This window comes from Alcaligenes sp. SORT26 (assembly GCF_017377875.1).
In the GTDB taxonomy this organism is placed as follows: Bacteria; Pseudomonadota; Gammaproteobacteria; order Burkholderiales; family Burkholderiaceae_B; genus Alcaligenes; species Alcaligenes parafaecalis.
Genome location: NZ_CP070975.1, coordinates 1,246,201 through 1,268,721, shown reverse-complemented (window position 1 = coordinate 1,268,721; position 22,521 = coordinate 1,246,201). Strand labels below are relative to the sequence as shown.

Annotated in this window: 21 protein-coding genes and 2 tRNA genes; 13 read left to right on the top strand and 10 right to left on the bottom strand. The window is 54.5% G+C overall.

Annotation, left to right across the window (positions count from 1 at the left end):
- The first annotated feature begins 27 nt into the window (after positions 1–27).
- Together JYG33_RS05915 and JYG33_RS05910 are read left to right on the top strand one after the other, a co-directional pair.
- Positions 28–1,302 carry an MFS transporter gene (locus tag JYG33_RS05915; RefSeq protein ID WP_207875084.1) on the top strand — a complete coding sequence of 425 codons (1,275 nt, stop codon included), beginning with the start codon at positions 28–30 and terminating at the stop codon, positions 1,300–1,302.
- Between the two features lie 132 nt (positions 1,303–1,434).
- On the top strand, positions 1,435–1,689 hold the full coding sequence (locus JYG33_RS05910) for a heavy-metal-associated domain-containing protein (RefSeq protein WP_026483445.1): 255 nt from the start codon (positions 1,435–1,437) through the stop codon (positions 1,687–1,689).
- A gap of 357 nt (positions 1,690–2,046) precedes the next feature.
- On the opposite strand, the gene JYG33_RS05905 is transcribed toward JYG33_RS05910, so the two are convergent.
- Positions 2,047–2,131, bottom strand: a tRNA-Leu gene (locus JYG33_RS05905).
- A gap of 108 nt (positions 2,132–2,239) precedes the next feature.
- Between JYG33_RS05905 and rnr the strand changes: the two genes are divergently transcribed.
- The 3 genes from rnr to JYG33_RS05890 all read left to right on the top strand — a co-directional run bounded on the left by rnr (position 2,240) and on the right by JYG33_RS05890 (position 6,927).
- Entirely contained in the window at positions 2,240–4,717 is a 2,478-nt protein-coding gene (rnr, locus tag JYG33_RS05900; protein ID WP_207875083.1) for a ribonuclease R, read from the top strand.
- A gap of 69 nt (positions 4,718–4,786) precedes the next feature.
- Positions 4,787–5,533 (top strand): 23S rRNA (guanosine(2251)-2'-O)-methyltransferase RlmB, encoded by a 747-nt coding sequence (rlmB, locus tag JYG33_RS05895; protein WP_207875082.1) that lies wholly within the window; start codon positions 4,787–4,789, stop codon positions 5,531–5,533.
- Positions 5,534–5,691: 158 nt separating this feature from the next.
- Complete coding sequence (locus tag JYG33_RS05890) at positions 5,692–6,927, top strand: cystathionine gamma-synthase family protein (RefSeq protein WP_207875750.1); 1,236 nt, start codon at positions 5,692–5,694, stop codon at positions 6,925–6,927.
- 13 nt (positions 6,928–6,940) lie between these two features.
- Here the strand turns inward: JYG33_RS05890 and JYG33_RS05885 are convergent, their stop codons facing one another.
- Positions 6,941–8,413 (bottom strand): PLP-dependent aminotransferase family protein, encoded by a 1,473-nt coding sequence (locus tag JYG33_RS05885; RefSeq protein WP_207875081.1) that lies wholly within the window; start codon positions 8,411–8,413, stop codon positions 6,941–6,943.
- A 332-nt stretch (positions 8,414–8,745) separates the two neighbouring features.
- Between JYG33_RS05885 and JYG33_RS05880 the strand changes: the two genes are divergently transcribed.
- From JYG33_RS05880 to JYG33_RS05870, 3 genes are read left to right on the top strand one after another with little or no spacing between them, the layout of a single operon-like run.
- Positions 8,746–10,293: a nitrite reductase gene (locus tag JYG33_RS05880; RefSeq protein ID WP_207875080.1), complete on the top strand. Its 1,548-nt coding sequence runs from the start codon at positions 8,746–8,748 to the stop codon at positions 10,291–10,293.
- A 13-nt stretch (positions 10,294–10,306) separates the two neighbouring features.
- Positions 10,307–10,651 carry a c-type cytochrome gene (locus tag JYG33_RS05875; RefSeq protein WP_207875079.1) on the top strand — a complete coding sequence of 115 codons (345 nt, stop codon included), beginning with the start codon at positions 10,307–10,309 and terminating at the stop codon, positions 10,649–10,651.
- 48 nt (positions 10,652–10,699) lie between these two features.
- The gene (locus tag JYG33_RS05870) at positions 10,700–11,680 is read left to right on the top strand and encodes an NAD(P)-dependent oxidoreductase (protein ID WP_207875078.1); all 981 of its coding nucleotides are present in this window, start codon (positions 10,700–10,702) and stop codon (positions 11,678–11,680) included.
- Positions 11,681–11,945: 265 nt separating this feature from the next.
- On the opposite strand, the gene nirJ is transcribed toward JYG33_RS05870, so the two are convergent.
- The 7 genes from nirJ to cobA form a co-directional block, all read right to left on the bottom strand.
- A complete protein-coding gene (nirJ, locus tag JYG33_RS05865; RefSeq protein ID WP_207875077.1) occupies positions 11,946–13,079 on the bottom strand; it encodes a heme d1 biosynthesis radical SAM protein NirJ in 1,134 nt (377 codons plus the stop codon).
- A 2-nt stretch (positions 13,080–13,081) separates the two neighbouring features.
- Complete coding sequence (locus JYG33_RS05860) at positions 13,082–13,579, bottom strand: Lrp/AsnC family transcriptional regulator (RefSeq protein WP_207875076.1); 498 nt, start codon at positions 13,577–13,579, stop codon at positions 13,082–13,084.
- Between the two features lies 1 nt (position 13,580).
- Positions 13,581–14,069: an AsnC family transcriptional regulator gene (locus tag JYG33_RS05855; RefSeq protein WP_207875075.1), complete on the bottom strand. Its 489-nt coding sequence runs from the start codon at positions 14,067–14,069 to the stop codon at positions 13,581–13,583.
- Positions 14,062–15,051, bottom strand: coding sequence for an Lrp/AsnC family transcriptional regulator (locus JYG33_RS05850; RefSeq protein WP_207875074.1), 990 nt, complete (start codon positions 15,049–15,051; stop codon positions 14,062–14,064). The genes JYG33_RS05855 and JYG33_RS05850 overlap by 8 nt, the downstream gene beginning before the upstream one ends.
- Positions 15,041–16,201: a cytochrome D1 domain-containing protein gene (locus tag JYG33_RS05845; protein WP_207875073.1), complete on the bottom strand. Its 1,161-nt coding sequence runs from the start codon at positions 16,199–16,201 to the stop codon at positions 15,041–15,043. Before JYG33_RS05845 ends, JYG33_RS05850 begins: the two co-directional genes overlap by 11 nt.
- A complete protein-coding gene (locus tag JYG33_RS05840; protein WP_243430338.1) occupies positions 16,198–16,479 on the bottom strand; it encodes a cytochrome c in 282 nt (93 codons plus the stop codon). The genes JYG33_RS05845 and JYG33_RS05840 overlap by 4 nt, the downstream gene beginning before the upstream one ends.
- A 116-nt stretch (positions 16,480–16,595) precedes the next feature.
- Entirely contained in the window at positions 16,596–17,378 is a 783-nt protein-coding gene (cobA, locus tag JYG33_RS05835; RefSeq protein ID WP_207875072.1) for a uroporphyrinogen-III C-methyltransferase, read from the bottom strand.
- Positions 17,379–17,949: 571 nt separating this feature from the next.
- Here cobA and JYG33_RS05830 point away from each other — a divergent pair.
- Together JYG33_RS05830 and JYG33_RS05825 are read left to right on the top strand one after the other, a co-directional pair.
- A complete protein-coding gene (locus JYG33_RS05830; RefSeq protein WP_003799450.1) occupies positions 17,950–18,222 on the top strand; it encodes an HU family DNA-binding protein in 273 nt (90 codons plus the stop codon).
- 91 nt (positions 18,223–18,313) lie between these two features.
- Positions 18,314–18,389 (top strand) — tRNA-Val (locus JYG33_RS05825).
- Between the two features lie 316 nt (positions 18,390–18,705).
- Here the strand turns inward: JYG33_RS05825 and JYG33_RS05820 are convergent.
- Positions 18,706–19,203, bottom strand: a complete 498-nt coding sequence (locus JYG33_RS05820; RefSeq protein ID WP_207875071.1) for an SRPBCC domain-containing protein — start codon at positions 19,201–19,203, stop codon at positions 18,706–18,708.
- 91 nt (positions 19,204–19,294) lie between these two features.
- On the opposite strand from JYG33_RS05820, the gene JYG33_RS05815 reads away from it, so the two are divergent.
- From JYG33_RS05815 to JYG33_RS05805, 3 genes are all read left to right on the top strand, one after another.
- The gene (locus JYG33_RS05815; protein ID WP_207875070.1) at positions 19,295–20,221 is read left to right on the top strand and encodes a LysR family transcriptional regulator; all 927 of its coding nucleotides are present in this window, start codon (positions 19,295–19,297) and stop codon (positions 20,219–20,221) included.
- A gap of 159 nt (positions 20,222–20,380) precedes the next feature.
- On the top strand, positions 20,381–21,361 hold the full coding sequence (locus tag JYG33_RS05810) for an MBL fold metallo-hydrolase (RefSeq protein WP_207875069.1): 981 nt from the start codon (positions 20,381–20,383) through the stop codon (positions 21,359–21,361).
- Positions 21,362–21,914: 553 nt separating this feature from the next.
- Complete coding sequence (locus JYG33_RS05805) at positions 21,915–22,490, top strand: class I SAM-dependent methyltransferase (RefSeq protein ID WP_207875068.1); 576 nt, start codon at positions 21,915–21,917, stop codon at positions 22,488–22,490.
- Positions 22,491–22,521 lie beyond the last annotated feature (31 nt).

Below are 22,521 nucleotides of genomic sequence, written 5' to 3'. Positions count from 1 at the left end.
AACAACAGGAAAAAAGGAGGATACATTATGGAAAATACACAAACAGCCGCTGCCATGCCACGCTCATTCTGGAAGCCGATTGCTGCATCTCTGGTGGGCAACACCCTGGAATGGTTCGATCTTTCCGTTTACGCCTATTTCGCGTTGACGATCAGCCATGTGTTCTTTCCCACCACCGACCCCACTGTTTCTTTGGTGCTGGCGTTTGCCACCTTTGGTATCTCGTTTTTGATTCGGCCTATCGGGGCGGCGGTGATTGGCTCTTACGCTGATACCCACGGCCGTAAAAAAGCCTTGTCGCTGTCCATCATCCTGATGCTGATTGGCACCCTGATGATTGCCTTCATGCCCAGTTATGCCACTGTCGGTGTCATCGCACCTATCGGGATTCTGATTGCTCGTCTGATCCAGGGTTTTTCAGCCGGGGGCGAATTCGGTAGTTCCACTGCCTTCATGATGGAGCACGCTCCGAAAAGCACCCGTACCTTTGTGGCCAGTCTTCAGTTCGCCAGTCAAGGATTTGGTGTGGTGCTGGCGTCCTTGTTTGGCTATGTGCTGACCTCCAATCTTAGCGAGCAGCAAATGCTGGACTGGGGCTGGCGTACACCCTTCATTTTTGGGCTGTTGCTGGGGCCCGTCGGATACTACATTCGTAAAACCGTAGACGAATCCCCCGACTTCAAAGAAAGCGAGCCCGGTAGCCAGCCTTTGCGCGAAGTGCTGACATCACAAAAAACCTTGCTGCTGATCGCTATGGGCACGCTGATCGTATCCACGGCCTCGAACTTCATTATCAAGTACATGCCGTCCTACGCCGCGACGACTTTGCATATCCCGCAGTCAGCCGGTTTTCTGGCGACGCTGACCGGCGGCTTGATCCTGACCTTCGCAACCCCCGTGGTGGGCTACGTGGCAGGCCGATACAGCCGGATCAAGATCATGCTGTTTGCTGCGACGGTGTATGCCATTGTGATTTTCCCCTCCTTCATGTGGCTGAATGCGGTGGCTACCCAAACGGCACTGATTCTGGTGGTGGGCCTGATGGCATTGCTCAAGTCGATTTACTTTGCACCCTTGGCGGGATTGATGGCCGATGTGTTCCCGGTACGCACGCGGGTAACGGGCATGTCCTTGAGCTACAACATTGGCGTGACGGTGTTTGGAGGGTTTGCTCCGGTCATTGCTACCGGACTGATTTCGTGGACAGGGTCGCCTGTAGCTCCTAGCTATTACCTGATTCTGTCTGCGGTGCTCAGTATTGTGGCTTTGCTGGCTGTAAGCCGAAAACTGGGCATGAAGTAAAGGCCGCCACTCATCGGATGTGTGCTTGCCCCTTCCTATCGCTTGCCGTATCAATAAGATGTATTTAATATATATCTTTATGGGCGTTGGCGATCTTATCAACTGCCTCACCTCATGTTAAAGGGACGAAAAATGCAAGTTGGAATGCTGAAACTGGCCGGTCTTCAACACCCCGAATGTGCTGATAAAGTGGCCATCGCCTTGGCGGCGATTGAGGGTGTGCAGGCAGCCGATGCCTCGTTTGAAAATGCCAAAGCCTCGGTGCGTTTTGATGAAACCCAGGTCTCTCTGGAAGATCTGCATGCTGCGGTTGAGCGGGCAGGCTATCAAATCGCCAAACCTGCACACGGTGAAGATGGTGCATGCTGCGGGGGCTGCGGCGGCTAAGCGCAACACGTTTTGGAGCTGAAAACCGATTGTTGAAACACAGTCGGTTTTTTTATGGCTGTTGCACGGAGTAGGGGGGGCTTGCCTGTTTGGCTTGATGTCAGGCTGTGGTAAATAGCTGGATGTGGCTCCTGCCGTTCCGATTCTTTTTTCACAGGCCTGTAAAGAAAGCAGCCGATCATTCGATGGTGATTCTTTATGCGGAAGTGGCTGTGTTCAAAAAAGAATGGAATCGTATTGCGACGAATTGTCTGTCACAGCCAGCGTTAATCTCTTTGACGCGAGAGGATAAACAATATGTGGGCCCACCAAATAAAAAAGGCCGATCATTTTTCAATGATCGGCCTTTCGGAATTTTGGTGCCCAGAAGAGGACTCGAACCTCCACACCCGAAGGCACATGGACCTGAACCATGCGCGTCTACCAATTCCGCCACCTGGGCATATCGTTGTATGCTTATGGCTGTGCCAAAAGCTTCCAACATCTTTACTGCGTGAGCAGCAAAGAAAAAGGATTATAGGCATACTTTATTAATAATGGAAGTGTCCTTTTGAATAAAAAACATCAAGACAGTACTGAGGACCGTATTCAATCAACGGGCCGTTATGAGTTGCCGCCTGACTTCGACCCGGATACCCCGACGCGGGAAGTGATCCTGGCGGGGCTGCGCGAAGATGCAGACGGCCTGACCATGCAGGCGCTGGCGAAAAAGCTGGGCCTGGGCAAAGAAATTACGGTGGGTTTTGAGCGGCGTGTGCGCGCAATGGAGCGCGATGGTCAGTTGCTGATTTCCCCCGAAGGCAAAATTCGCAAAAATAGCCAAACTGGTTTTATTGCGGGCAAAGTGTTGGGCCATCGCGACGGCTTTGGTTTCTTGCAGCGCGACGACGGGCAGCCCGATTTGTTCCTGTCTCCGCGCGAGATGGCCAAAGTGTTGCACGGCGACCACGTTATGGTGCGCATCGTCGGTGAGTACCGAGGCAAACCTGATGCGTCGATTGTGGAAGTCACGGCGCGACACACCAGCAAATTGGTGGGCCGTTTCTTGCGCGAACGTGGCACGTTTATCGTGGTGCCCGAAGATCAGCGTATCAAGCACGACATTCTGATCCCCGGCGGGGACCAGGGCGAGGCCGAACCCGGCCAGGTTGTTACCGTCGAGATTACCCAGCAACCCGAGCGCCATCGTCAGCCTTTGGGCCGTGTGGTTGAAGTGCTGGGCGAGATTGACGACCCCGGTATGGAAATCGAAATTGCCGTGCGCAAGTTTGAGGTGCCGGTTGATTTCTCCGAGAAGGCGCTGAAGCAGGCCGCTCGTATTCCTGCCAAGGTAAAACCGTCTGAATACAAAGGCCGCGTCGATTTGCGTGACGTGCCGTTCATCACCATTGACGGTGAAGACGCACGAGACTTTGACGATGCCGTCTATTGCGAACGCGTAGATATAGGCGCAGGCAAACGCCCCCGTTGGGCATGGCGCCTGCTGGTGGCGATTGCCGACGTCAGCCATTACGTGCGTTCGGGCGATGCTCTGGACGAAGACGCTCTGGAGCGTGGCACCAGCGTGTATTTCCCGCGCCGCGTGATCCCCATGCTGCCCGAGAGTCTGTCCAACGGGATTTGTTCCTTGAATCCGTCGGTAGACCGTCTGGTCATGGTGTGCGACATGGTCGTGCTGGCTGATGGTGCCAAGTCCGGAACGGTGTCGGCCTATCAGTTTTACGAAGCCGTCATTCATTCCCACGCCCGCACCACCTACTCCGACATCTGGAGCGCCTTGCAGCAGCCTAATGGCCCGGCTGCAACGCAGATTCAGCATGTGCTGGAACCGGTTCAGAATCTGTATTCCTTGTACCGCTTGCTGGCAGAACGCCGTACGGCGCGTGGTGCCATTGATTTCGATACCGTCGAAACCAAAATCGTCTGCAATCCCCTGGGTCGTATTGAGCGCATCGAGCCTCTGATTCGTAATGACGCTCACAAGCTGATTGAAGAATGCATGTTGGCGGCCAACACCTGCGCAGCGGACTTTATTGCTCGCAGCCGTCGCAATGGTTTGTACCGTGTGCACGAAGGTCCAACCCCGCCGAAGCTGGAAGCGCTGCGTGAATACTTGCGCGGCCTGGGTCTGACGCTGGAAGGGGGCGACGAGCCTACGTCGGCTGATTACGCCAAAGTTGTCGCCGCCGCACGTGGTCGCTCTGACTTCGCCGTGATCCAGACCATGTGTCTGCGCTCCATGCAGCAGGCGATTTACAGCCCTGAGAAAACCGGCCACTTTGGTTTGGCTTATTCGCAATACGCCCACTTCACTTCGCCGATTCGCCGTTACCCGGACTTGTTGGTACACCGCGTCATCAAAGGCATCCTGAAGGGCGAGCGCTATATTCCTGCGATTGCGGAAGAGCCGGGCGATGCCGCCTTACCAGCCAGCAAGCGTGATTTTGCACGTTGGGAAAAACTGGGGGCCTTGCTCTCGGCGCGTGAACGCCGTGCAGATGAGGCCTCCAAGGATGTGGAAGCCTGGCTCAAGTGCTGGTTCGTCAAAGAGCACGTGGGCGAGGAATACTCCGGCAAGGTCAGCGGCGTAACCAGCTTTGGTCTGTTCGTGACTCTGGATACCTTGTACGTAGAAGGTCTGGTTCACGTATCGGAACTGGGTGCGGATTACTTCCAGTACAACGAAACCTCGAACGAGCTGCGTGGCGAACGCACCGGTCTGCGTTATCGCTTGACGGATGCAGTCCAGGTTCAGGTTGCACGCGTTGATCTGGAAGCCCGTCGTATCGAGTTCCGTCTGGTCAAGGGCGTGGGCTACAAAGCGGTGAAGGCAGCGGCAGAAGGGCCTGATCCGTCCGAGCGTCCTGTCAAGAAAGCAGCGTCTACCAAGCCGCTGGCCTTGAAAGGAACAACAGCCTCCCAACGCCGCGCCTCGCAAAAGCAGGCCGAGCGGGACGAGAAACGTAGTACGGAAAAGGCGGCTAAGTCTGCCAAGTCCGCGCGCAGCCCTAGAGGGCGGCGCCGATAGGCGTACAATGCCAAGCCGGGCTTTTTGCCCGGCTTTCTTTATTTGCTCTTATTTCCCCCAAGGATTGTTATGGCTCAGCAGGTTTTGGCCGGTTTTCATGCCGTTATTGCCCGAGTTCGTTATAGCGCTGCTACGGTGCGCGAAGTTTATGTGGATCAGACCCGGCGCGATAAACGTATGCTGGCCTTTATCGAACAGGTAGAGCAGGCTGGTCTGAAAGTCATGGCCGTGCCGGTCGAGCGCCTGGATGGTCTGGCCAAAGGAACGCGTCACCAGGGTGTGGTGGCCTTGGCGCTGGAGCAAGAGCTGGCAGTCGATGTCAACGAGTTGCTGGATGATCTGGAAGAGGCCGGTCAGGTTCCCTTCTTGTTGATTCTGGACGGCGTGACTGACCCTCATAATCTGGGAGCATGTTTGCGTAGCGCCAATGCGGCCGGTGCGCATGCAGTGATTGCTCCACGCGACCGTGCCGTGGGCTTGAATGCCACGGTATCCCGTGTCGCATGTGGCGGTGCTGAATCCACGCCTTATATTACGGTGACGAATCTGGCGCGCACCATGCGCATGCTGCGCGAGCGTGATGTCTGGCTGGTGGGCACCAGCGATCAGGCAACGCACACCTTCCATCAGGTTGATGCTCGCCGCCCCATGGCCTGGGTAATGGGTGCCGAGGGTGAGGGCATGCGTCGTCTGACCCGTGAAACCTGCGATGAGCTGGTTTCCATCCCCATGATGGGGGCAGTAGAAAGCCTGAACGTCAGTGTTGCCAGCGCAGTTTGTCTGTACGAAACCCTGCGTCAGCGTAGCCAGTCTTGATTTCTTTTAAGTCTTGTTACTGACTTAATTACTTATTTGTATAAAAAACGGCGGGTTTCATCCGCCGCTTCACCAGATAATAGGTAATTGGCCGTCAGCCGGGCAAAACCCAGTTAGTGCTGACGGTGTGTACACGCAATATGGGCTTTGAAACGATCATGGAAGAAAACGGCTTTATTACCTCTACCTTGCACTCTGACCGTCGCTTGGGCACGCAACATGGCGCTATTCATCAGCCACTGCACCCCTCGACCGAGTTCGGTTTTCAGGATGCGCGTGAGCTGGCAGCGGTCTTCCAGGGCAAATCCGGTTTTACCTATTCCCGCCAGGGCACGCCGACGACGGCAGCGCTGGAAGCCAAGATCACGCGCATGGAAAAAGGCGTGGGCAGTGTCAGCTTCGCAACCGGCATGGCAGCCTTGAGCGCCACCCTGTTTACCTTGCTGCGCCAAGGCGATCACTTGATTGCCAGCAAATACCTGTTTGGCAATACCAATAGTTTGCTGGGTACTTTGCGTGATCTGGGTGTGCAAACTACCCTGGTCGATGCCACCGACCTGGCCCAGGTTCAGGCAGCCCGCCAGCCCAATACCCGTATGGTCTTTGTTGAAACCATTGCCAATCCGGGCACGCAAGTGGCGGACCTGAAAGGGGTGGGGCAGTGGTGTCAGGACGAAGGTCTGCTGTATGTGGTCGATGGCACCTTGTCCTCGCCGTACTTGTCGCCTGGCCGTGAATTCAAGGCCTCTCTGGTGGTGAATTCGTTGTCCAAACACATCGGTGGTCACGGTAATGCCTTGGGTGGCATGGTGACGGACACGGGTCTGTTTGACTGGAGCCACTACCCCAATATTGCCGAGGTGTATCGCACCGGCAATACGCAAAACTGGGGCCTGGTGCAGATCCGCAAGAAGGGTTTGCGTGATATGGGTGGCACTTTGTCGTCTGATGTGGCTCACCGTCTGGCCGTAGGCTCGGAAACCTTGCCGTTGCGCATGGAGCGTATCTGTTCCAACGCCTTGGCTCTGGCACGCCATTTGAAGGCTCACCCCCAGGTGAAACATGTGCAGTATCCCGGCCTGGAAGAGCACCCTCAGCATGAGCGTACGGCTGAGTTGTTCGGCAATCGTTTCGGTGGCCTGATGAGCGTGGTGCTGGAAGAGGGGATTGAAATCTTCGATTTCCTGAACCGTCTGAAAGTCTTTGTACTGGCTACGCACCTGGGTGATAACCGCAGTCTGGTGCTGCCCGTTGCGCATACCATCTATCACGAGATGGGTGCCGAGCAGCGCGCGCTGATGGGTATTGCCGACAATCAGCTTCGTATCTCCGTGGGTATCGAAGAGATCATTGATCTGACCACAGACTTCGATCAGGCCCTGGCCCAGTCCTAAGTCCCTCATGTATCTAGTCATGGTTCAGCCTGGGCTGAATCAAGGCTAGATGCTGCATGGCCAGTTGCAGCTCCCTGGATTCCAGATTGGCATAGCCAAACAGCAGATGACGTGGGTCAGTGTCGTCTGCTTCCTGGCTGGCCGCTTGCGACAAGGGATAGAGCCGGATGCCGTATCGCAATGCGCGCTCGGCCACCTGATCGGCATTTGGACTATGCGGAGGCAGGCAAAAAGCCAGATGCATGCCGGCATTTTGCCCGCTGACTGTTCCTGTATTCCCCCACACTTTTTTCAAGCCTTGCAGCACCGTATTGCGCTGTTCCAGATAGCGACGGCGCAAGTATTGCAGGTGCCGGGAATAGTCATATTCATCAAAAAAACGGGCTAAAACCGCTTGGGTCAGCCAGGGCGAACCGTTATTGAGCAGGGCTTTGCGGGCAATGAAGTCCTGGCTCAGGCTAGGTGGACAGACCATATAGCCCAGCCGCAAACCCGGCCCCAGGGTCTTGGAAAACGAGCCTAAATAAATCACCTGTCCCGGGCTCATGGCTTTGAGTGGCGCGGGCAAGGCCGGGCCATAACAGAAGTCTCCGTCATAATCGTCCTCGATAATCAAGGCGCCACTGCTGCTGGCCCAGGCCAGCAGTTCCTGCCTGCGCGCCACCGACAAGGTGTGCCCCAAGGGGTACTGATGCGAGGGCGTCACAAAAGCCAGTTGCACCGCCTGCCTGGGCAGTAAATCAGTACGCAAACCGTGTTGATCCACTGGCACGGGAAGGCCTTGCGCACGATGACGAGCCAGTAAATGACTGAAGCCGTTATAGCCGGGGGATTCATGCACGGCACAGCTACTTTCATCCAGAAAGTGGGCGGCGATCAGGCTTAGGGATTCCTGAGTCCCGGCGGTGATGAGGATGTGGTCCGGGTCGGCCAGTATTCCCTTGCTGGCTGCCAGATAGTCTGCAATTTGCAGACGCAGGCCCCATAAGCCTTCAGGCGGCGGGTAGTCCGCCATAGCCGAACCCGCATAGCGCAGCAGTTGATTGGACAGATAAATAAACTGGCGCAGTGGAAAAGCATGGACCGAAGGGCGGCCAATCTTGAAATCAAACCGAACGGGCACGCTGGCAGCGGGCACATGCACGCCGCTGGCCTGGGCCGTGCTGGTGCGCAGGTTACGCGAGCAATGGGCGGTCTCCAGAACAAAGTCCGGTGCCAGACGGCTGCGTCCATGGCGGGTTGGCGTAGCCACAAAGAAACCACGGCTGGGTTCGCTATGAATCAGATTGGAGTCGATCAGCAAATCATAGGCACCCATGATGGTGTTCTTGGAAACCTGAAGCAAAGACGCCATTCGATTAATTGAGGGCAGACGGTTGCCTTCTTGCAAACGACCCGAACAGATCAGGGTTTCGATTTGACGCGCAATTTGTCGTTTGTACGGTGGGCTGTGAGTATGGGAAAGCGTAATCGGTAAAGAAAACATGGCGGGACCAGAAAAATAATCAGAACCATCAAGGGCGAGCCAAGCCGGGCCACTATAGGCAGCACACCTTGGTTTTAACTTGAGTTGGGTCAAAGTGATTATTCGTTCGTGATAAATTTATCTCACTTCTTGATCTGCCCACTGAGTGCCTGTCATGGATGTTTTTATCTATGCAAGAGTATTTAGTTTCCTGTCATTACGATATAAATAAAACCATCCCCATTCAGTAGTCAGTATCCATACCTTCTCAACAAAAAATAACAATCGTTATAGTTTGTGTGGTCTTGCCCTTTAGCAAGGCAATTGTTGGAGGTAATGGAATGTATAGAAAAATGATGACCCTCGCCTTCCTGTCTACCACCGTCAGTGCTGCCCTGGCAGCCCCGACGGAAGAGCAAGTGCGGGTAGATAATTTGTTTCAGCAAAACTGTGCCGTGTGTCACGCAGCCGACCGGGGAGGGTATATCGCACCGGGTTTGCACAGTGATCGCCTGGTTCAAAGTGAGATTGCCTTGCGCGGCACCATCATGACCGGAATCCCGGATACCTTGATGCCGCCTTTTGTCGGCCGCCTGCCCGACGAGGACATCCGCGCGCTGGCCAAGATGATCAAAAACGAGCCCGTGCCGGAGCGTAGCTGGGACATGGATGAAATTCGTGCCAGTGTGAAAGTCCTGGTAGACGAATCCACCTTGCCCAGCAAGCCCAATTACGAGATCGACTCTGTCTACGATCTGATGGTTATCATGGCCCGTGGACGCTACGGCCGTGGCGATGGTTCCAATCAGGCCCGTGCCGTATTCATCAATGGCAAGAACAACCAGAAGGTGGGCGAGATTGCCACGATTGGCGCGCCGCACATCATGGAATTCAGTCCTAGTCAGGAGCGCTGGGGTTATCTGAAAAGCGACGATGGTCATGTCTACAAAATCGACCTGTACACCTTGCAGATTGTGCGTCAGGCCAAGGTGGGGCTGACGGGGACGGGTATCGCACTCTCCAAGGATGGCAAGTGGCTGGCACTGAGCTCCTTTGTGCCTAATAGCATGGTCATCCTGAAAGCCGACACCCTGGAACCGGTGAAGTATCTGGCTCTGGAGGGCGAGGACCCGGATGGCAATTTCATCAAATCTGCCGGTGGTCCCATTATCGGTAGCCGCGTCAATAACAAGTTTGCGCTGACCCTACGCCAAGCTGGGCAGATCTGGATTATTGACCCGGACAAACCGGATATGCCCGTCACCAAGCTGGCCAAGGTTGGACGCATGTTGCACGACACCTTCCTGACACCGGATGGTCGCTACTCCATGGTCGCTTCTTACGATGACAACAAATATGTGGCCATCGACTTGAAGGACGACAAGGTGGTGCGTGACATACCGGCTGGCTGTCAGCCCCACGCTGGTTCGGGTGCTGTTACCGAGGTGAATGGTCGCATGCTGGCCTTCGGCACCAATATGGGTACCTGCAAGCTGGGTTCTGTGGTCACTGCCTGGGATACCAAAGACTTCTCTGTCGTGAAGCAGATCCCGGTTGCCGGAGCCACCGAATCTCCCGCCGCCCACCCCAACGCGCCTTATGTGGCAGTAGACATTATCGACAAGGACAAGCGCGCTTCCTGGATTCAACTGATCGACAAAAACACCTTGTCCGTCGTCAAGACCCTGGATGTGGGCGGCCATGCATTCTTCCCCAACTACAACCGCACGGGCGACTACCTGTATGTCAGTTCGGGCTACTGGGGAGATCGCCTGAAGATTTACGACAGTCGCAGCCTGGAATTGGTAGCCGAGCACAAGATGGAAAGCCCATCCGGTATTTTCTCTCGCGCTCGTACTCGCTGGCTCACCATTGGTCAGCCTGAAACCCAAAAATTCTAAGCAAAGGAACGTCATGAAACAGCTTTTTATGGGTGTGGCACTGATAAGCCTCTTGGGTTCCAGTGCGGTGTGGGCGGCAGATAAGCCGGTCGGCTTGCAAGGCTCGCACGGGCAGTCACAGTTGTCTGCTCAGGCTTCTTCCATGTTGCCTTTGTGTGCCTCTTGTCATGGTCTTGAGGGTGTCAGTACAGAGGGCATGTATCCCAACTTGGCTGGGCAGAAAGTGGAGTATCTGGTCAAGCAACTGCAGCAGTTCAAATCGCGGGAGCGCAATGACCCCATCATGAGCCCGATGGCCGAACCTCTGAGCCCGGAAATGGTGAATGAACTGGCTGGCTATTTTTCCAGCCTGAAGTAAGTATGAACCGGGCGCCAGTCTTCACTGGCGCCTTAAGGATGTTGCGCAATGAATGTGTTTCCTTTGTTCTTCAATCTGACCGGCAAGGTGGTTGTTGTCGTGGGTGGCGGTACAGTCGCAGAACGTAAAGTTCGGCTCTTGCTACGGGCAGGAGCACGAGTCACGGTTGTCGCTCCGGAGCAGACTTCCTGGCTGCGGGCCAGTGCTCAGGCGGGCGCCCTGAGCAGTCTGTTCACCACGTTTGTAGCCGAGCATATACGCGAGGCCTGGCTGGTTGTGGCGGCCACTGGACGGCGGGAGATCAACCGGATCGTAGCGCAGGCCGCCGATGCCTTGCGCCTGCCCTGTAATGTGGTTGATGACGGGCAGTTGTCTACCGTTCAGGTGCCTGCCATGGTCGACCGTTCCCCCTTGATGATTGCGGTTTCCTCCGCTGGCTCAGCCCCTGTTCTGGCGCGACGCGTTCGCGAGTGGATAGAAAGTGAGCTTCCAGAGTCGGTAGGGGAGTTGGCCGGTTTGCTGGCGCGACGCCGCTCAGAGATCAAACAGGCTTTCCCTGAGGTCCATACTCGTCGTCATTTCTTTGACTACGTGCTCGATAGCGCTATTCCTGATCTGTTGGCGCAGGGAAAATCCGTCGAAGCATCAGAGCTCTTTGAAGCAGCCTTAAAGACCGAAACACCCCAACAGCATATTCAGGTCACTATCTTGCCGATTGCAGATCTGGAAGCGGTGGACCTGCTGACGCTGCGTGCCCTGCGTAAACTGAATCAGGCAGACTGGGTCTTGTACCTGCCATTGATCTTGCCCGGAATTCTGGAAAAGGCTCGCCGTGATGCTCGTTTGATGGCTCTGGATCAGGCCGGTGTGGTTTTGCAAGAGACCTTGTTGAACCCGGATTTTTGGGCTCCTCTGTGCCGCGCCTGGGTGCCAGGAGAGCGCATCGTGATTGCCTGGAAGTCTTCGTGGGATGTGCAGCCTTTAAGGGCGCTATTGAGTCAGCAAGGTTTGATCTGTGACCTGGCGTAAGTGTCGTGTGATGAATAGCTAGATAAAGCAGGCTAAAGCATCCGCTGATAGTTGAAGTGATTGAGTGAGGCAAGGTTTTCTTGCCTCACTTTTTTGCTTCTTCGCTCTTACGCTTGCACCTGCACCTGCACCTGCACCTGCACCTGCACCTGCACCTGCACCTGCCTGTACCTGCACCTGCTGGCGCCTGCTTGTAACGGTTCTGAATACTTAACTGTTTGGTTGGAGGTTGGAGGTTGGAGGTTGAAGGCTGAGGGTTGGGGTTTCAGGCAGTAATTTCCTGATTATTCAGATAGCAGCCAGGATCTTCCGCCCATACATTGCCTGTGCTTTTCTCCGCACGGGTGCGTGTATTGCCATTGCAGATATCCAGATAAGCGCAGCTCGCGCAGCGTCCCTGTACCGGTCTTGGTCGTTGACGTAGTCCTGCCAGCAAAGGTTCTTGATTGTTAGACCAAATCTCCGAGAAAGGGCGTTGCAGCACATTTCCCAATCGATAGTGCCACCACATGGTGTCGGGGTGCACATTGCCTCGGTTGTCGATATTGGCAATCCCTTGGCCGGATGAGTTGCCTCCCCATTGGCGTAATAGGGTCAGGATCTTTGAGGTTTGTTCGGGATAGTGGCGTCGCACCCAATGCAGAAAGAAAACACCATCGGCATCGTTATTGCCCGATGTGAATTCTTTGGGCGTGCCTGCTTTTTGATATGCCATACAGGTCGTGAAAAGCTGCTCCATAGCCTGTCGGGTGACGGCATGGTGGCTGGCCAAGGCACGGTTGCTTAAACCTCGACCGGCGTAGTTCAAATGAGATAGATAAAAACGGTCTATTTGCTCCCTGTCCATCACGGCCAGCAGGCCACTTAAATCAATCGCATTTTCTTGTGTCAGGGTAAAGCGCAGACCCACTTTTAATTGCTTTTCACGGCATAGTCTCAAGCCGCGCAGGGATGCGTCGTAGGCTCCTTCCTGGCCGCGAATCCGGTCGTGTCGAGCCTGTAGACCATCCAGAGAAATACCTACATAGTCAAAGCCGCAGTCGGCAATCTGATCAATATTGTGTTCAGTGATCAAGGTGCCGTTGGACGATAGCCCGACATATATGTCCAGCGCTTTGGCATAGCGGGCCAAATCGTAAATGTCGGGGCGCAGCAAGGGTTCACCGCCCGACAGAATTAATGCGCGTACACCGAACTGATGCAGGTCATCCATAACGGTACAGACCTGCTCATAACTAAGCTCACCCGGAAAGTCCTTGTCGGTAGAGGCGGAGTAGCAGTGGCTGCAATGCAGATTGCAGCGACGAATCAGATTCCAGATCACCACAGGTGCGCGGCTGACACGGGTAGGCGTGACGGGGGAGTGCAGGGCGGCGACGAAACGGGATAGACGAAACATGCTTAGGGCCTCCGTAGACGTAGGCCGGTTTTCTTGAGAATGGCCGTAGAGAACAGGATGTCGTGATCGTGCAGCACATCAGGAAATTGCTGCGTGATACCTGTGCTGATAGCCCGTGCCTGGGCACGTACGGTGTCATGGTCTTTGCCATGCAACATGGCAAACAGGTTGTACGGCCACTCCGGTAGACGACGTGGGCGACGATAGCAGTGGCTGACTCCGGCCTGTGTGCCCAGCCACTCACCGACGGCATCCAGCATGGAGTCAGCGATGTTCCAGACACACATGCCATTGGCGACATAGCCCAGTGCATAGTGATTGGGTACGGCAGCAATACGCCGTATGCATCCTTGGTCCAGCATGGTTTGAAACTGTTTAAGCACATAGGCTTCGGATACGCCCAGTTCCTCAGCCAACTTTAGATAGGGCTGTGCTTCTATTGCCAAGCCCTGTTGCGATGCATGAATCAGGGCGGTATAGGCGGGGTTCAGGTGATCCATTTCAAAGCTCCAGTTTCAGGCTTAGGGCGTACTCCCGCTCTTTAGGAAAAGCGACGACGGGTAAACCTGTTTCAGCTTCGATTGCCGCGATGCAAGGCTCAATTTCTTGTGGAGTGGCCGTCGCAAGTACGAACCACATATTCAAGGTATGAGCACGTTGGTAGTTATGGGCCACCTCGGGATGCCGGTTCACTGCCTTGACGGTGCTGTCCCAACGCGTTTCTGGTACGGCAATGGCCGCCAGACAGTACGCACCTCCCAAGGCCTCGGCCTGGAAGAGGGGGCCAAAGCGGCTGAGCGCCCCGGATTGGCGTAAGTGCTGAACGCGGGTAATCAGCTCGTGCTCACTTAGATTGAAAACAGGGGCCAGTTGCGCGAACGGGCGTGAGCAGATGGGAAAGCCCTCTTGCAAGTGATTGAGGATATGGCGGTCGATGCTATCCAGTTCGAGGAGGGTGGACCGCGGGGGCGTTTGTTGGGTATCAGTCATGGTGAACAGGGCCAAGCAGTGCGCCGCGTTGCTTGAAGCAGCGAGTAGAAAACAGCACCTCATGTGGAAATTGATCCATTCCCAGAAGGGTGTTCAGGGCGGCATGGTCAGCCAAGACGTTCTGACGATCTTTGCCGTGAATCATGCAGAACAGATTGTGTTGCCAGTGGGGTGGGAGGGGCTGGCGTTGATAGCACAGCGTGATGCCCGCTTGCTGGGCTATCTGTTCGCCCAGGGTATCGATGCGCTCCTGGGGTATCGTCCAGACGCACATGGCGTTGGCCTGGTAGCCCAGCGCACGATGACGCAGAACTACGCCAAAGCGTCGGAATAGGCCTTGCTCCAGAAATTTCTGGATGTATTGCAGAACTTGCTTCTCGTCCAGGTGGGTTTGCTCTGCCAGGCGCTTGAATGGTTCAGCATGAATCTCCAGGCCTTGCAGGGCGCACTCCAGTAGCTTGCGCTCTGGACTGCCGGTAACAGGTAGTGTGTCGCTGCTTGCCAGGGGGGTGGTGACTAGCTTGGCATGCTTCACCAGGCTGAATCCCAGGTCGATGTGATAGGCCCTGAGCATAGGTAAAGACAGGGGGAGTAGGCCGGTATGCCGCGCAATGTGCTCTAGCGTTACTTGCCGTTCTTGAGCAGTCGCACAGGTCAGCACAAACCACAGATTGATGGCGTGTTCGCGCTCGTAGTTATGGTTCACGGCGGGCAGGGCGCTGATCCAGCCTGCAACCGCAGCAAGATCTGACGTCGGAACCTGCATGCCAACCAAGGTGCTGCTCATACAGGCGGGATTCAGTACCGGGCCGATACGGCTGATGATGCCTTCAGCTTGCCAGCCTTGGAGGTAGTCCAGCACGGTCTGTTCGCTTAGCCCCAGCAGTAAACCCAGTTTGCGAAAAGGGCGGGGCTCCAAGGGGAAGCCGTGTTGCCAGGCATTGAGCAATTGAAAGGCGGAAGGGGAGAGATTAGAAACCAATGCGACCGCTCCGATGAGTAAAGAACACACCACTGGGCTGCTGAATTTCTATGCTTTCCAGACGCTTGAAAGTACGGGTGTCATACACGCTGACACGGTTGTCGTCTCGCGCCGAAATCCAGACAGCCTCACCTCGTGGGGTGAATTCCATATGTAGAACCGCTTTGCCAACGGCCAGGGTCTGGATGACCTGCAAGGTGGCAACGTCAATGATTTGCACCTTGTCGTTGTCTGGAAAGGCGAAGCTCACCCAGACCTGACGGCTATCCGGCTGAGCCATCACAAAAACGGGTTGGCCTTGAACCGGGATGCGGGCTTTTTCTTGCCAGTCCAAGGTACTGGTAACCAGGACTTCATGGCGTCCAATAGCGGGCAGAAACAGATCTTGGCCTGCCTGGGACCAACCGCGCAGATGCGGCATTTTGTAGACGGGTAGGGCGGTTTCACCACGTCCATAGCCTTGCAGGGTTTTCTTGACCCCATTTTCGGGGTTCCACAAATCCAGCATGGCCAAGGCATCTTCGCCAAATAGCCCGGCAATGTAGTAGCGCCCATCGGGTGTGACCATGGCATCGTAGGGTTGGCGGCCTGCTGCAAAGCGCCGGGTTTTGGGCTGTAGCGGGTCCGATAAATCCGTCAACCAGATTTCGCCTGCCTCGAACAAGGAGTAGGCAAATTGCTGGTTCGGCAGATCCGCCAAACCGACTACCTTGGCACGTTTTCCTGGAGCGTAGTACGACGGAACTTCGCTGATTAAATCCAGAGTGTCTGCATTAAAAACCTTGATGCCGCCGGGCTCATAGTTCTGCACCACAATCAGCTTGCCATCTTGCGAGATAGCCCCGCCGATAGCATTCCCGGATTGAATAATGCGACGTACTAAAACCTGCTTGAGCAGATCTACCTTGCTAAGGCCGCCATCGCGCCCGAAGACATAGCCGTAGCGTCCGTCACGTGAGTAGGTGATATGAGCATGGGAGAGATCGCCCAGGCCATCAATACGCGCCAACTGGCTACGATGACTGGTTTCCACCAAGGCCACACTGCCGTTGGCGCGCTCCACAATCAAGCCTAAATCCTGTGTGCCGCGCAGTGGGCTGGCGCAAGCGCTCAAGGCAGCGACCAAACCAAGAGTGATGAGTGCTTTCATGGTGCAGCATCCCGATTATGAAGAAGAAAATCAGCCAGCCATTGGCTTTCCTGGGCTTGCAGAAAACGGCTCCAGGCAGGCATGGCCGTCCCTGGGCGACCCTGCATAATCGTCAAGGCGATTTGCTCTGCGGTTTGGCCTTGTAGTGCGTCGGACGTCAAGGCCGGGCCCAGACCTCCTTTGAGGCTTAGTCCATGGCATGACCCACATTCCTGATGGAGCAATGTCAGTAAAGATGCTTGCCGCTCCAGAGTTGGAGTTGCCTCACTTGCCCCCACTTCATGCAATACGGACAAGGCTATGAATAGGGCAATAAGTAGGGCCGTAAACAAGACCAGCAAGCGTTTGCCTACTGAGCGCCTATTGCCGTGTTGGATAGGAAGGAGCACCCCATTCACATCAGTACGCAGGAAGGCTCGGAGGTAAGCGCATCCAGCTCCTTGGTGATGGGTTTGGGATAGTCGGGATGCAGTTGTACAACCTGCCCGATGATCAACAAGGCGGGTGGGCTGAAGGTCTGCACGAGCTGTGGCAGGGTTTCCAGGGTGCCCAAGCCCCAGCGCTGGCTGGCCAGCGTAGCGTCCTGTGCTAATGCGATAGGTGTATGAGGGCTGCGTCCGTGCTGGATCAGGGACTGGGCAATATGGCCGCAATTGGCCATCGCCATATAGAACACCAGCGTACAGGAAGGGTCAGACAAGGAAGCCCAATTCAGTTCCAGGCCTTGATTGTCCCGGAGATGCCCGGTAATAAAGCGCACACTGCTGGCCAGTCCACGATGCGTCAAAGGAATCCCTAAAGCAGCCGCACAACCCGTGGCAGCGGTAATGCCGGGGACCACCTCTACTTGAGCGCCATGTTGATGCAGATACTCCTGTTCTTCGCCCCCGCGTCCAAAGATGAATGGGTCACCCCCTTTTAAGCGGACCACATGCTGATGCGTTCTGCTAAGAGACAAGAGCAGATCGTTGATATCGTCCTGCATGCTGGGTTTGCAGGCGGAGACCTTGCCGACATCGTGCAGGGTGGCATCGGGGTTGATGCAGCCCATGATGGCGGGGCTGACCAGACGGTCATAGACCACAGCGTCCGCATGTTGCAGTAGATATAACGCGCGTAGTGTGAGAAGTTCGGGGTCGCCAGGACCCGCTCCGACCAAATAAACCTTGCCGTGCATCGCTGTGCTCCTTGACGGTAATGACTACCGAAATACAGTCAAACAATGCAGAAAATTGTAGGAGCGGAAGGGGCTCACGCATGGGCACGGTTGCTGAGCAAGAGAGGGGTGCAGAAAGACCGTTCCTTCGCCCTCAGCAGCGCGCTGGCGACGCTAAGTCGGGAGCCGGTAAGGGAATTTCTGTTGATGTGCTCAGGATGAGCAAGCGCCGTGTTTGTCCAAGTGCTTGAAAAACCATTCAAAAACGCAGTATCAGCCAGCTAATTTTGTGCTTGTCCGGGCCCAAATAACATATTTGCGACGGGCTGTTAAGTTTCTCGATGCAAATTAGGGAAAGTCCTGCAACTTGTATCAACAGTGAGCAATGATGCGGGTTACAGGGGTTTTTTTGCTTGACACGGGTATTAAACGAAGGCTTAATACGCGGTAGCCAACCGGGGCACTTGTGCGCCTGGTTGCAATGACAGACGGTAGTGCTTGGATGTACTGTCGCTTGTCACTATTAAGTCTGACCGCCACAAACTGGTTCCCGCTGGGGGCCCGTAAAATAATTTTCAGGGGTATTTTCTCAATGAATAAAACCGAGCTTATCGAATTCATTTCCACCAAAGCCGATCTGTCCAAAGCTGACGCTGGTCGTGCACTGGATGCGTTTATCGATGCCGTGACCACCACGCTGAAAGAAAAAGATACGGTTACTCTGGTTGGTTTTGGCACCTTCGCTGTGTCGGAACGCGCTGCCCGTTCGGGTCGTAACCCACGTACCGGTGAAACTATCGAGATCGAAGGCGCAAACGTGCCTAAGTTCCGTCCCGGTAAGGCTCTGAAAGACGCCGTGAATTAATTTTTAAATTAATTTAGGCAAAAGACTTGCCAAAAGAATTCTTTGGTCCTATAATTCTTTTTCTTCACAAGAAGAACAGCATCACTGAAATGGGTGCTTAGCTCAGCTGGTAGAGCGGCGCCCTTACAAGGCGTAGGTCGGGGGTTCGAACCCCTCAGCACCCACCATTTCTTTTGCTAGTCGAATCAAGCACTTAGGTAAAACTAAGTGCTTTTTTTGTGCCTGTTTGGTTTGTGTTTTGGATCAACTCAAATCCGCTCTGCTACAAGCTGTACGGTGATAGTTTTTCCAGATTAGGCTGCTGAGGAAATGTAAGTGCTGGTAAGCAGGTCAAGGTGAACGGCAAGCATACGGATTGTTCACCCCGGGTTTGAATCGCATTGCCATAGTGATTGGTGATGCCCCGAATGACTTGCTGCCCAAGTGACCTGGTTCGGACTGGTTGTGGAAGATCTTGTTGATTAGTCGACTGCTTCAGAACACTCATCCCCCCGCCTCACTAACCACCTTCAATGCCTCATTCATCCGCTCAAAGTCGGCTCTGAAGGTTTCCACATCCATCACCCACAGCAACACCCCACTGAAGTTCTCCCCGTGGTGAAGCCGTGTACCGTTCCCATGACGGCGTAGCTCAAAGTAGTGCTCCCCATCAAATAATCCAGGTATCAACAGCCGACCGCGCCATCGCAGTTCGTAGGGGGCTTTGACTGTCAGCACTTTGGGTTTGAAGGTAATTGGTTTTTTCCCAGATGATTGCATCACATTGACCAGTTGTTCACCGACAGCCAAGCGCCCTTGCATGGAGATGATGAATGGGTTCCAGTTTGCGTAACTTTCAGGCTGCCCCAATCGTTCCCAGATTTGCTCGGGTGTGGCGTCAATATCAATGTGGGTGTTCAAGGTGGCCTGAGGTGGCCAGCGCAATGCGCACAGGATTCCAAGAGCAGCTAAACAGGTGCCGATCAGTAAGGTATTGGTCATGGTTTGGGTCTGTGTTGTGGTTGATGCATTCTAAAAAAGATCTCGTAGAATCAACATTGCTCAAAGTCTTTGATTAGCTATACGAAAAACGATGAAGACACCTCACTCGTCTGCTCTTCCTTCTTCAACTCCTGCGGCCTTGGGCTGGGAGTTGTGGCGCAGTTTTTTGGCGGTTGTTCACACGGGCAGCTTGTCAGGGGCAGCGAGAGCCTTGGGATTGACTCAACCCAGTGTTGGTCGTCATATCCAGCAGTTGGAGGCAGGTTTGGGGACAGTCTTGTTTACTCGCTCTCGTCATGGGCTCAATCCGACTGACTTGGCACAATCATTAATTCCGCAAGCGGAGGTGATGGCCAGTGCTGCGGAGCAATTAATGCGCACAGCATCGGCTTCGCAAGGGGAGGTCTCTGGTACGGTGCGTGTTGCGGCAAGCGAGATGATGGGGACTTTGGTCTTGCCGCCTATGTTGTCAGCCTTTCGGGAGGTGTACCCACAGGTGGCGATTGAGTTGTCGCTTTCCAACCGTAATGAAGATTTGCTGCAGCGTGATGCGGATATTGCGATTCGTATGCAGCGACCCAGCCAGGCTGCGTTAGTGGCGCGTCATATTGGAAGTGTGCGTGTGGGCCTGTTTGCGCATGTGGACTATGTGCGCAAGCATGGGCAACCTGCTTGTGTGGAAGCCTTGTCAGATCATCCGCTGATTGGAGTCGACAAGGAGCTGCGTGCCTTGGCGCATCCCGGGCTGAGTGAGCATGGGCTTGCAAGAGAAAGTTTCTCTTTTCGTTGCGATAGTGATGTGGCGCAGTTCATGGCGATGAAGGCAGGATTTGGTATTGGTGCTTGCCATTTGCCGCTGGCTTGTCTGGAGCCACAATGCCTGCCTGTTTTGGCTGATTCAGTGGGATGGAGCTACGAGGTCTGGCTGGTCATGCACGAGGATCAGCGCAAGACGCCGCGTATATATACACTTTTTGAGCATTTGGCGGCAGAGCTGAGTGTTTACGTGGGTTCTTGAGTTTTTTATCTCTTCACTGGTCGCGGGTCCAGCGCATCTCCCGCATCTCCAAACTCCGGTTTTACATCGCCTAGGGAAATTCCTAGCTGCATCTGAAATTGCATGTAATAACATATGAATGTCTAATTGGTTTAGGCTTCAATAATAAGGAAGGGGAAAATGAGGATAGCGTTAAAGGCACTGTGTGCCGGGCTTTTGTTGGGCGTAGCGGCCGTGAGCTACGCCGGTTCCATGACAGTAACTTTGCTGGGAACGGGGACGCCTGCACCTTATGCAGATCGTGCAGGTCCGGCGACCTTGGTGCAGGCAGGGGAGGAGACCTTGTTGTTTGATACAGGGCGCGGGGTGGCGACGCGTTTGTTTCAGAAAGGGGTTGCGCCTAACGCCATTACTGCGCATTTTTTTACACACCTGCACTCTGATCACACCGTCGGTCTACCGGATTTATGGCTGACGGGTTGGTTTGGCCGACCTTGGCCAGGGCGGACGCTACCTTTGCAGGTTTATGGCCCCAAGGGAACCAAGACGATGACGGATTATTTGCCCAAGGCGTATGCCGAGGATATTCGTATTCGGGTGGAAGACCAGGGTTTGCCGGTGGAAGGGGTGAAGTTTGTCACTCAGGAGTTTGAAAAAGGTGGAGTGCTCTACGAGAAGAATGGGGTCACTGTCACTGCCGTAGAGGTTGACCATGGTGGGGAGTTGATCCCGGCCTTTGGCTTTATCGTGGAGTATGACGGCAAGAAAGTGGCGATCTCGGGGGATGCCATGTATGACAAACGCTTGATTGAAGCGGCGGCGAATGCGGATGTATTTGTCCATTCCGTCGCTTTGATTGATCCGGCCTTTTTGAAGGCTAGGCCTATCCTGAATGAAACGCTCAAGCATTTTTCTACGCCGGAGCAGGTTGGCCAGGTCTTTGCCGAGAGCAAGCCTTTGCTGGGGGCTTACACGCATATCGTGTTTTATTTCCCTGAGGGTGGGGCGAATATTCCCGAGCAGACCTTGTTGGAGCGTACGCGCAGCACCTATCAAGGTCCTGTTGTCGCGGGGCGGGACTTGATGGAGTTCAATATTCAGGACAAGGCGGTGATTGCCTACGATCAGGCGGGCAAGGAGATGATGCAATTACCTCGCTAATGATCGTGGTGGCGAAGCGTTTCTTATAGACGCCAAGAGTGGGGGGCGTGATTGGGCGATCATTGCAAGTCGATACGCTCCCCTGGTCACCTAGTTCTTGAGGATTGAGCCTGGTGTCGACTACCTACCTCCAGTGTTCAGCTATCGGTTTTCTGCTTGCAGTCTTTTGTGCTCTGTTTTCCGCTATTGAGCACAGGGCCTATTCAGGTAACACTAGACCCTGTCGATTCGCGGTCCTCAGGTTTTAATGAGCAAACTTCTCTCCTGTCTTTCACCGCTGGCTACGTTAGTCCTGGCTTGGCTGTCCTTTCTGTTTCTGCTGTTCTTCCCGCCGCTCTGGATATTGTGGCCGGTGCTGGTCATTGGCTTGAGCTGGATTAACTATCGTGGGATTCGCTACGCGCTAAACAATAGTGAAAAGTCCAGGCCTTGGCACCTCTGGTTCAATGTGGGCGAATGTCTGTTTGCGGCGCTTGTATTGATTTTGTTATTCAGTAGCGCTTCCACTACTACGTCCTGATATCCTCTTTTTTGTCGTACGAGAGAAGCGTTTATGTATGCAGATCCTTGGCTTGATCGCTGGCTACCCCTCATCTCCCAACGTGGCATTAGTTCGCCTGTGCTGGAGATAGGTTGCGGCTTTGGCGACGACACGGTGACCTTGATTCAGGCAGGCCTGAACGTGCTGGCTTTTGACCTTTCTCCTGAGTGTGTGGCTACTGCGCAGCAGCGAGCGCCCAAGGCGCATATTGAGTGCAGAGATACGCGTGACCCTTTACCGGATGCAGCGATCAATCTTGAACTGATCGTTGCCAGCCTGTCTCTACATTACTTCCCATGGGATGAAACCCAGGCCATTGTGCATAGGATCTGGAACAGTTTGCGGCCAGGTGCTTTGTTTCTGTGTCGTCTGAACTCAAGCGAGGATGTGAATTTCGGCGCCGGACAGGGGGAGTTGATTGAAGAAAACTTCTACCAGGATCAAGGCAATTTCAAGCGCTTCTTTGATCCGGCCAGTGTAGACAAGCTGTTTGGAGAGCAATGGCATCGGATCTCGGTGCAGCACATGACATCGCACAAATATATAAAGCCCAAAGCGATGTGGGAGCTGGTCCTGGAAAAACGCTGATTGCTGGCTTGAAGGCAATGCTCGCAGACTC

What these genes read in the sequence shown, in the direction of transcription:
- JYG33_RS05915 (WP_207875084.1), top strand. Translation starts at nt 28, where the DNA reads ATGGAAAATACACAAACAGCCGCTGCCATGCCACGCTCATTCTGGAAG.
- JYG33_RS05910 (WP_026483445.1), top strand. Translation starts at nt 1,435, where the DNA reads ATGCAAGTTGGAATGCTGAAACTGGCCGGTCTTCAACACCCCGAATGT.
- rlmB (WP_207875082.1), top strand. Translation starts at nt 4,787, where the DNA reads ATGGCTCAGCAGGTTTTGGCCGGTTTTCATGCCGTTATTGCCCGAGTT.
- JYG33_RS05890 (WP_207875750.1), top strand. Translation starts at nt 5,692, where the DNA reads ATGGAAGAAAACGGCTTTATTACCTCTACCTTGCACTCTGACCGTCGC.
- JYG33_RS05885 (WP_207875081.1), bottom strand. Translation starts at nt 8,413, where the DNA reads ATGTTTTCTTTACCGATTACGCTTTCCCATACTCACAGCCCACCGTAC.
- JYG33_RS05880 (WP_207875080.1), top strand. Translation starts at nt 8,746, where the DNA reads ATGATGACCCTCGCCTTCCTGTCTACCACCGTCAGTGCTGCCCTGGCA.
- JYG33_RS05875 (WP_207875079.1), top strand. Translation starts at nt 10,307, where the DNA reads ATGAAACAGCTTTTTATGGGTGTGGCACTGATAAGCCTCTTGGGTTCC.
- JYG33_RS05870 (WP_207875078.1), top strand. Translation starts at nt 10,700, where the DNA reads ATGAATGTGTTTCCTTTGTTCTTCAATCTGACCGGCAAGGTGGTTGTT.
- nirJ (WP_207875077.1), bottom strand. Translation starts at nt 13,079, where the DNA reads ATGTTTCGTCTATCCCGTTTCGTCGCCGCCCTGCACTCCCCCGTCACG.
- JYG33_RS05860 (WP_207875076.1), bottom strand. Translation starts at nt 13,579, where the DNA reads ATGGATCACCTGAACCCCGCCTATACCGCCCTGATTCATGCATCGCAA.
- JYG33_RS05855 (WP_207875075.1), bottom strand. Translation starts at nt 14,069, where the DNA reads ATGACTGATACCCAACAAACGCCCCCGCGGTCCACCCTCCTCGAACTG.
- JYG33_RS05845 (WP_207875073.1), bottom strand. Translation starts at nt 16,201, where the DNA reads ATGAAAGCACTCATCACTCTTGGTTTGGTCGCTGCCTTGAGCGCTTGC.
- cobA (WP_207875072.1), bottom strand. Translation starts at nt 17,378, where the DNA reads ATGCACGGCAAGGTTTATTTGGTCGGAGCGGGTCCTGGCGACCCCGAA.
- JYG33_RS05830 (WP_003799450.1), top strand. Translation starts at nt 17,950, where the DNA reads ATGAATAAAACCGAGCTTATCGAATTCATTTCCACCAAAGCCGATCTG.
- JYG33_RS05820 (WP_207875071.1), bottom strand. Translation starts at nt 19,203, where the DNA reads ATGACCAATACCTTACTGATCGGCACCTGTTTAGCTGCTCTTGGAATC.
- JYG33_RS05815 (WP_207875070.1), top strand. Translation starts at nt 19,295, where the DNA reads ATGAAGACACCTCACTCGTCTGCTCTTCCTTCTTCAACTCCTGCGGCC.
- JYG33_RS05810 (WP_207875069.1), top strand. Translation starts at nt 20,381, where the DNA reads ATGAGGATAGCGTTAAAGGCACTGTGTGCCGGGCTTTTGTTGGGCGTA.
- JYG33_RS05805 (WP_207875068.1), top strand. Translation starts at nt 21,915, where the DNA reads ATGTATGCAGATCCTTGGCTTGATCGCTGGCTACCCCTCATCTCCCAA.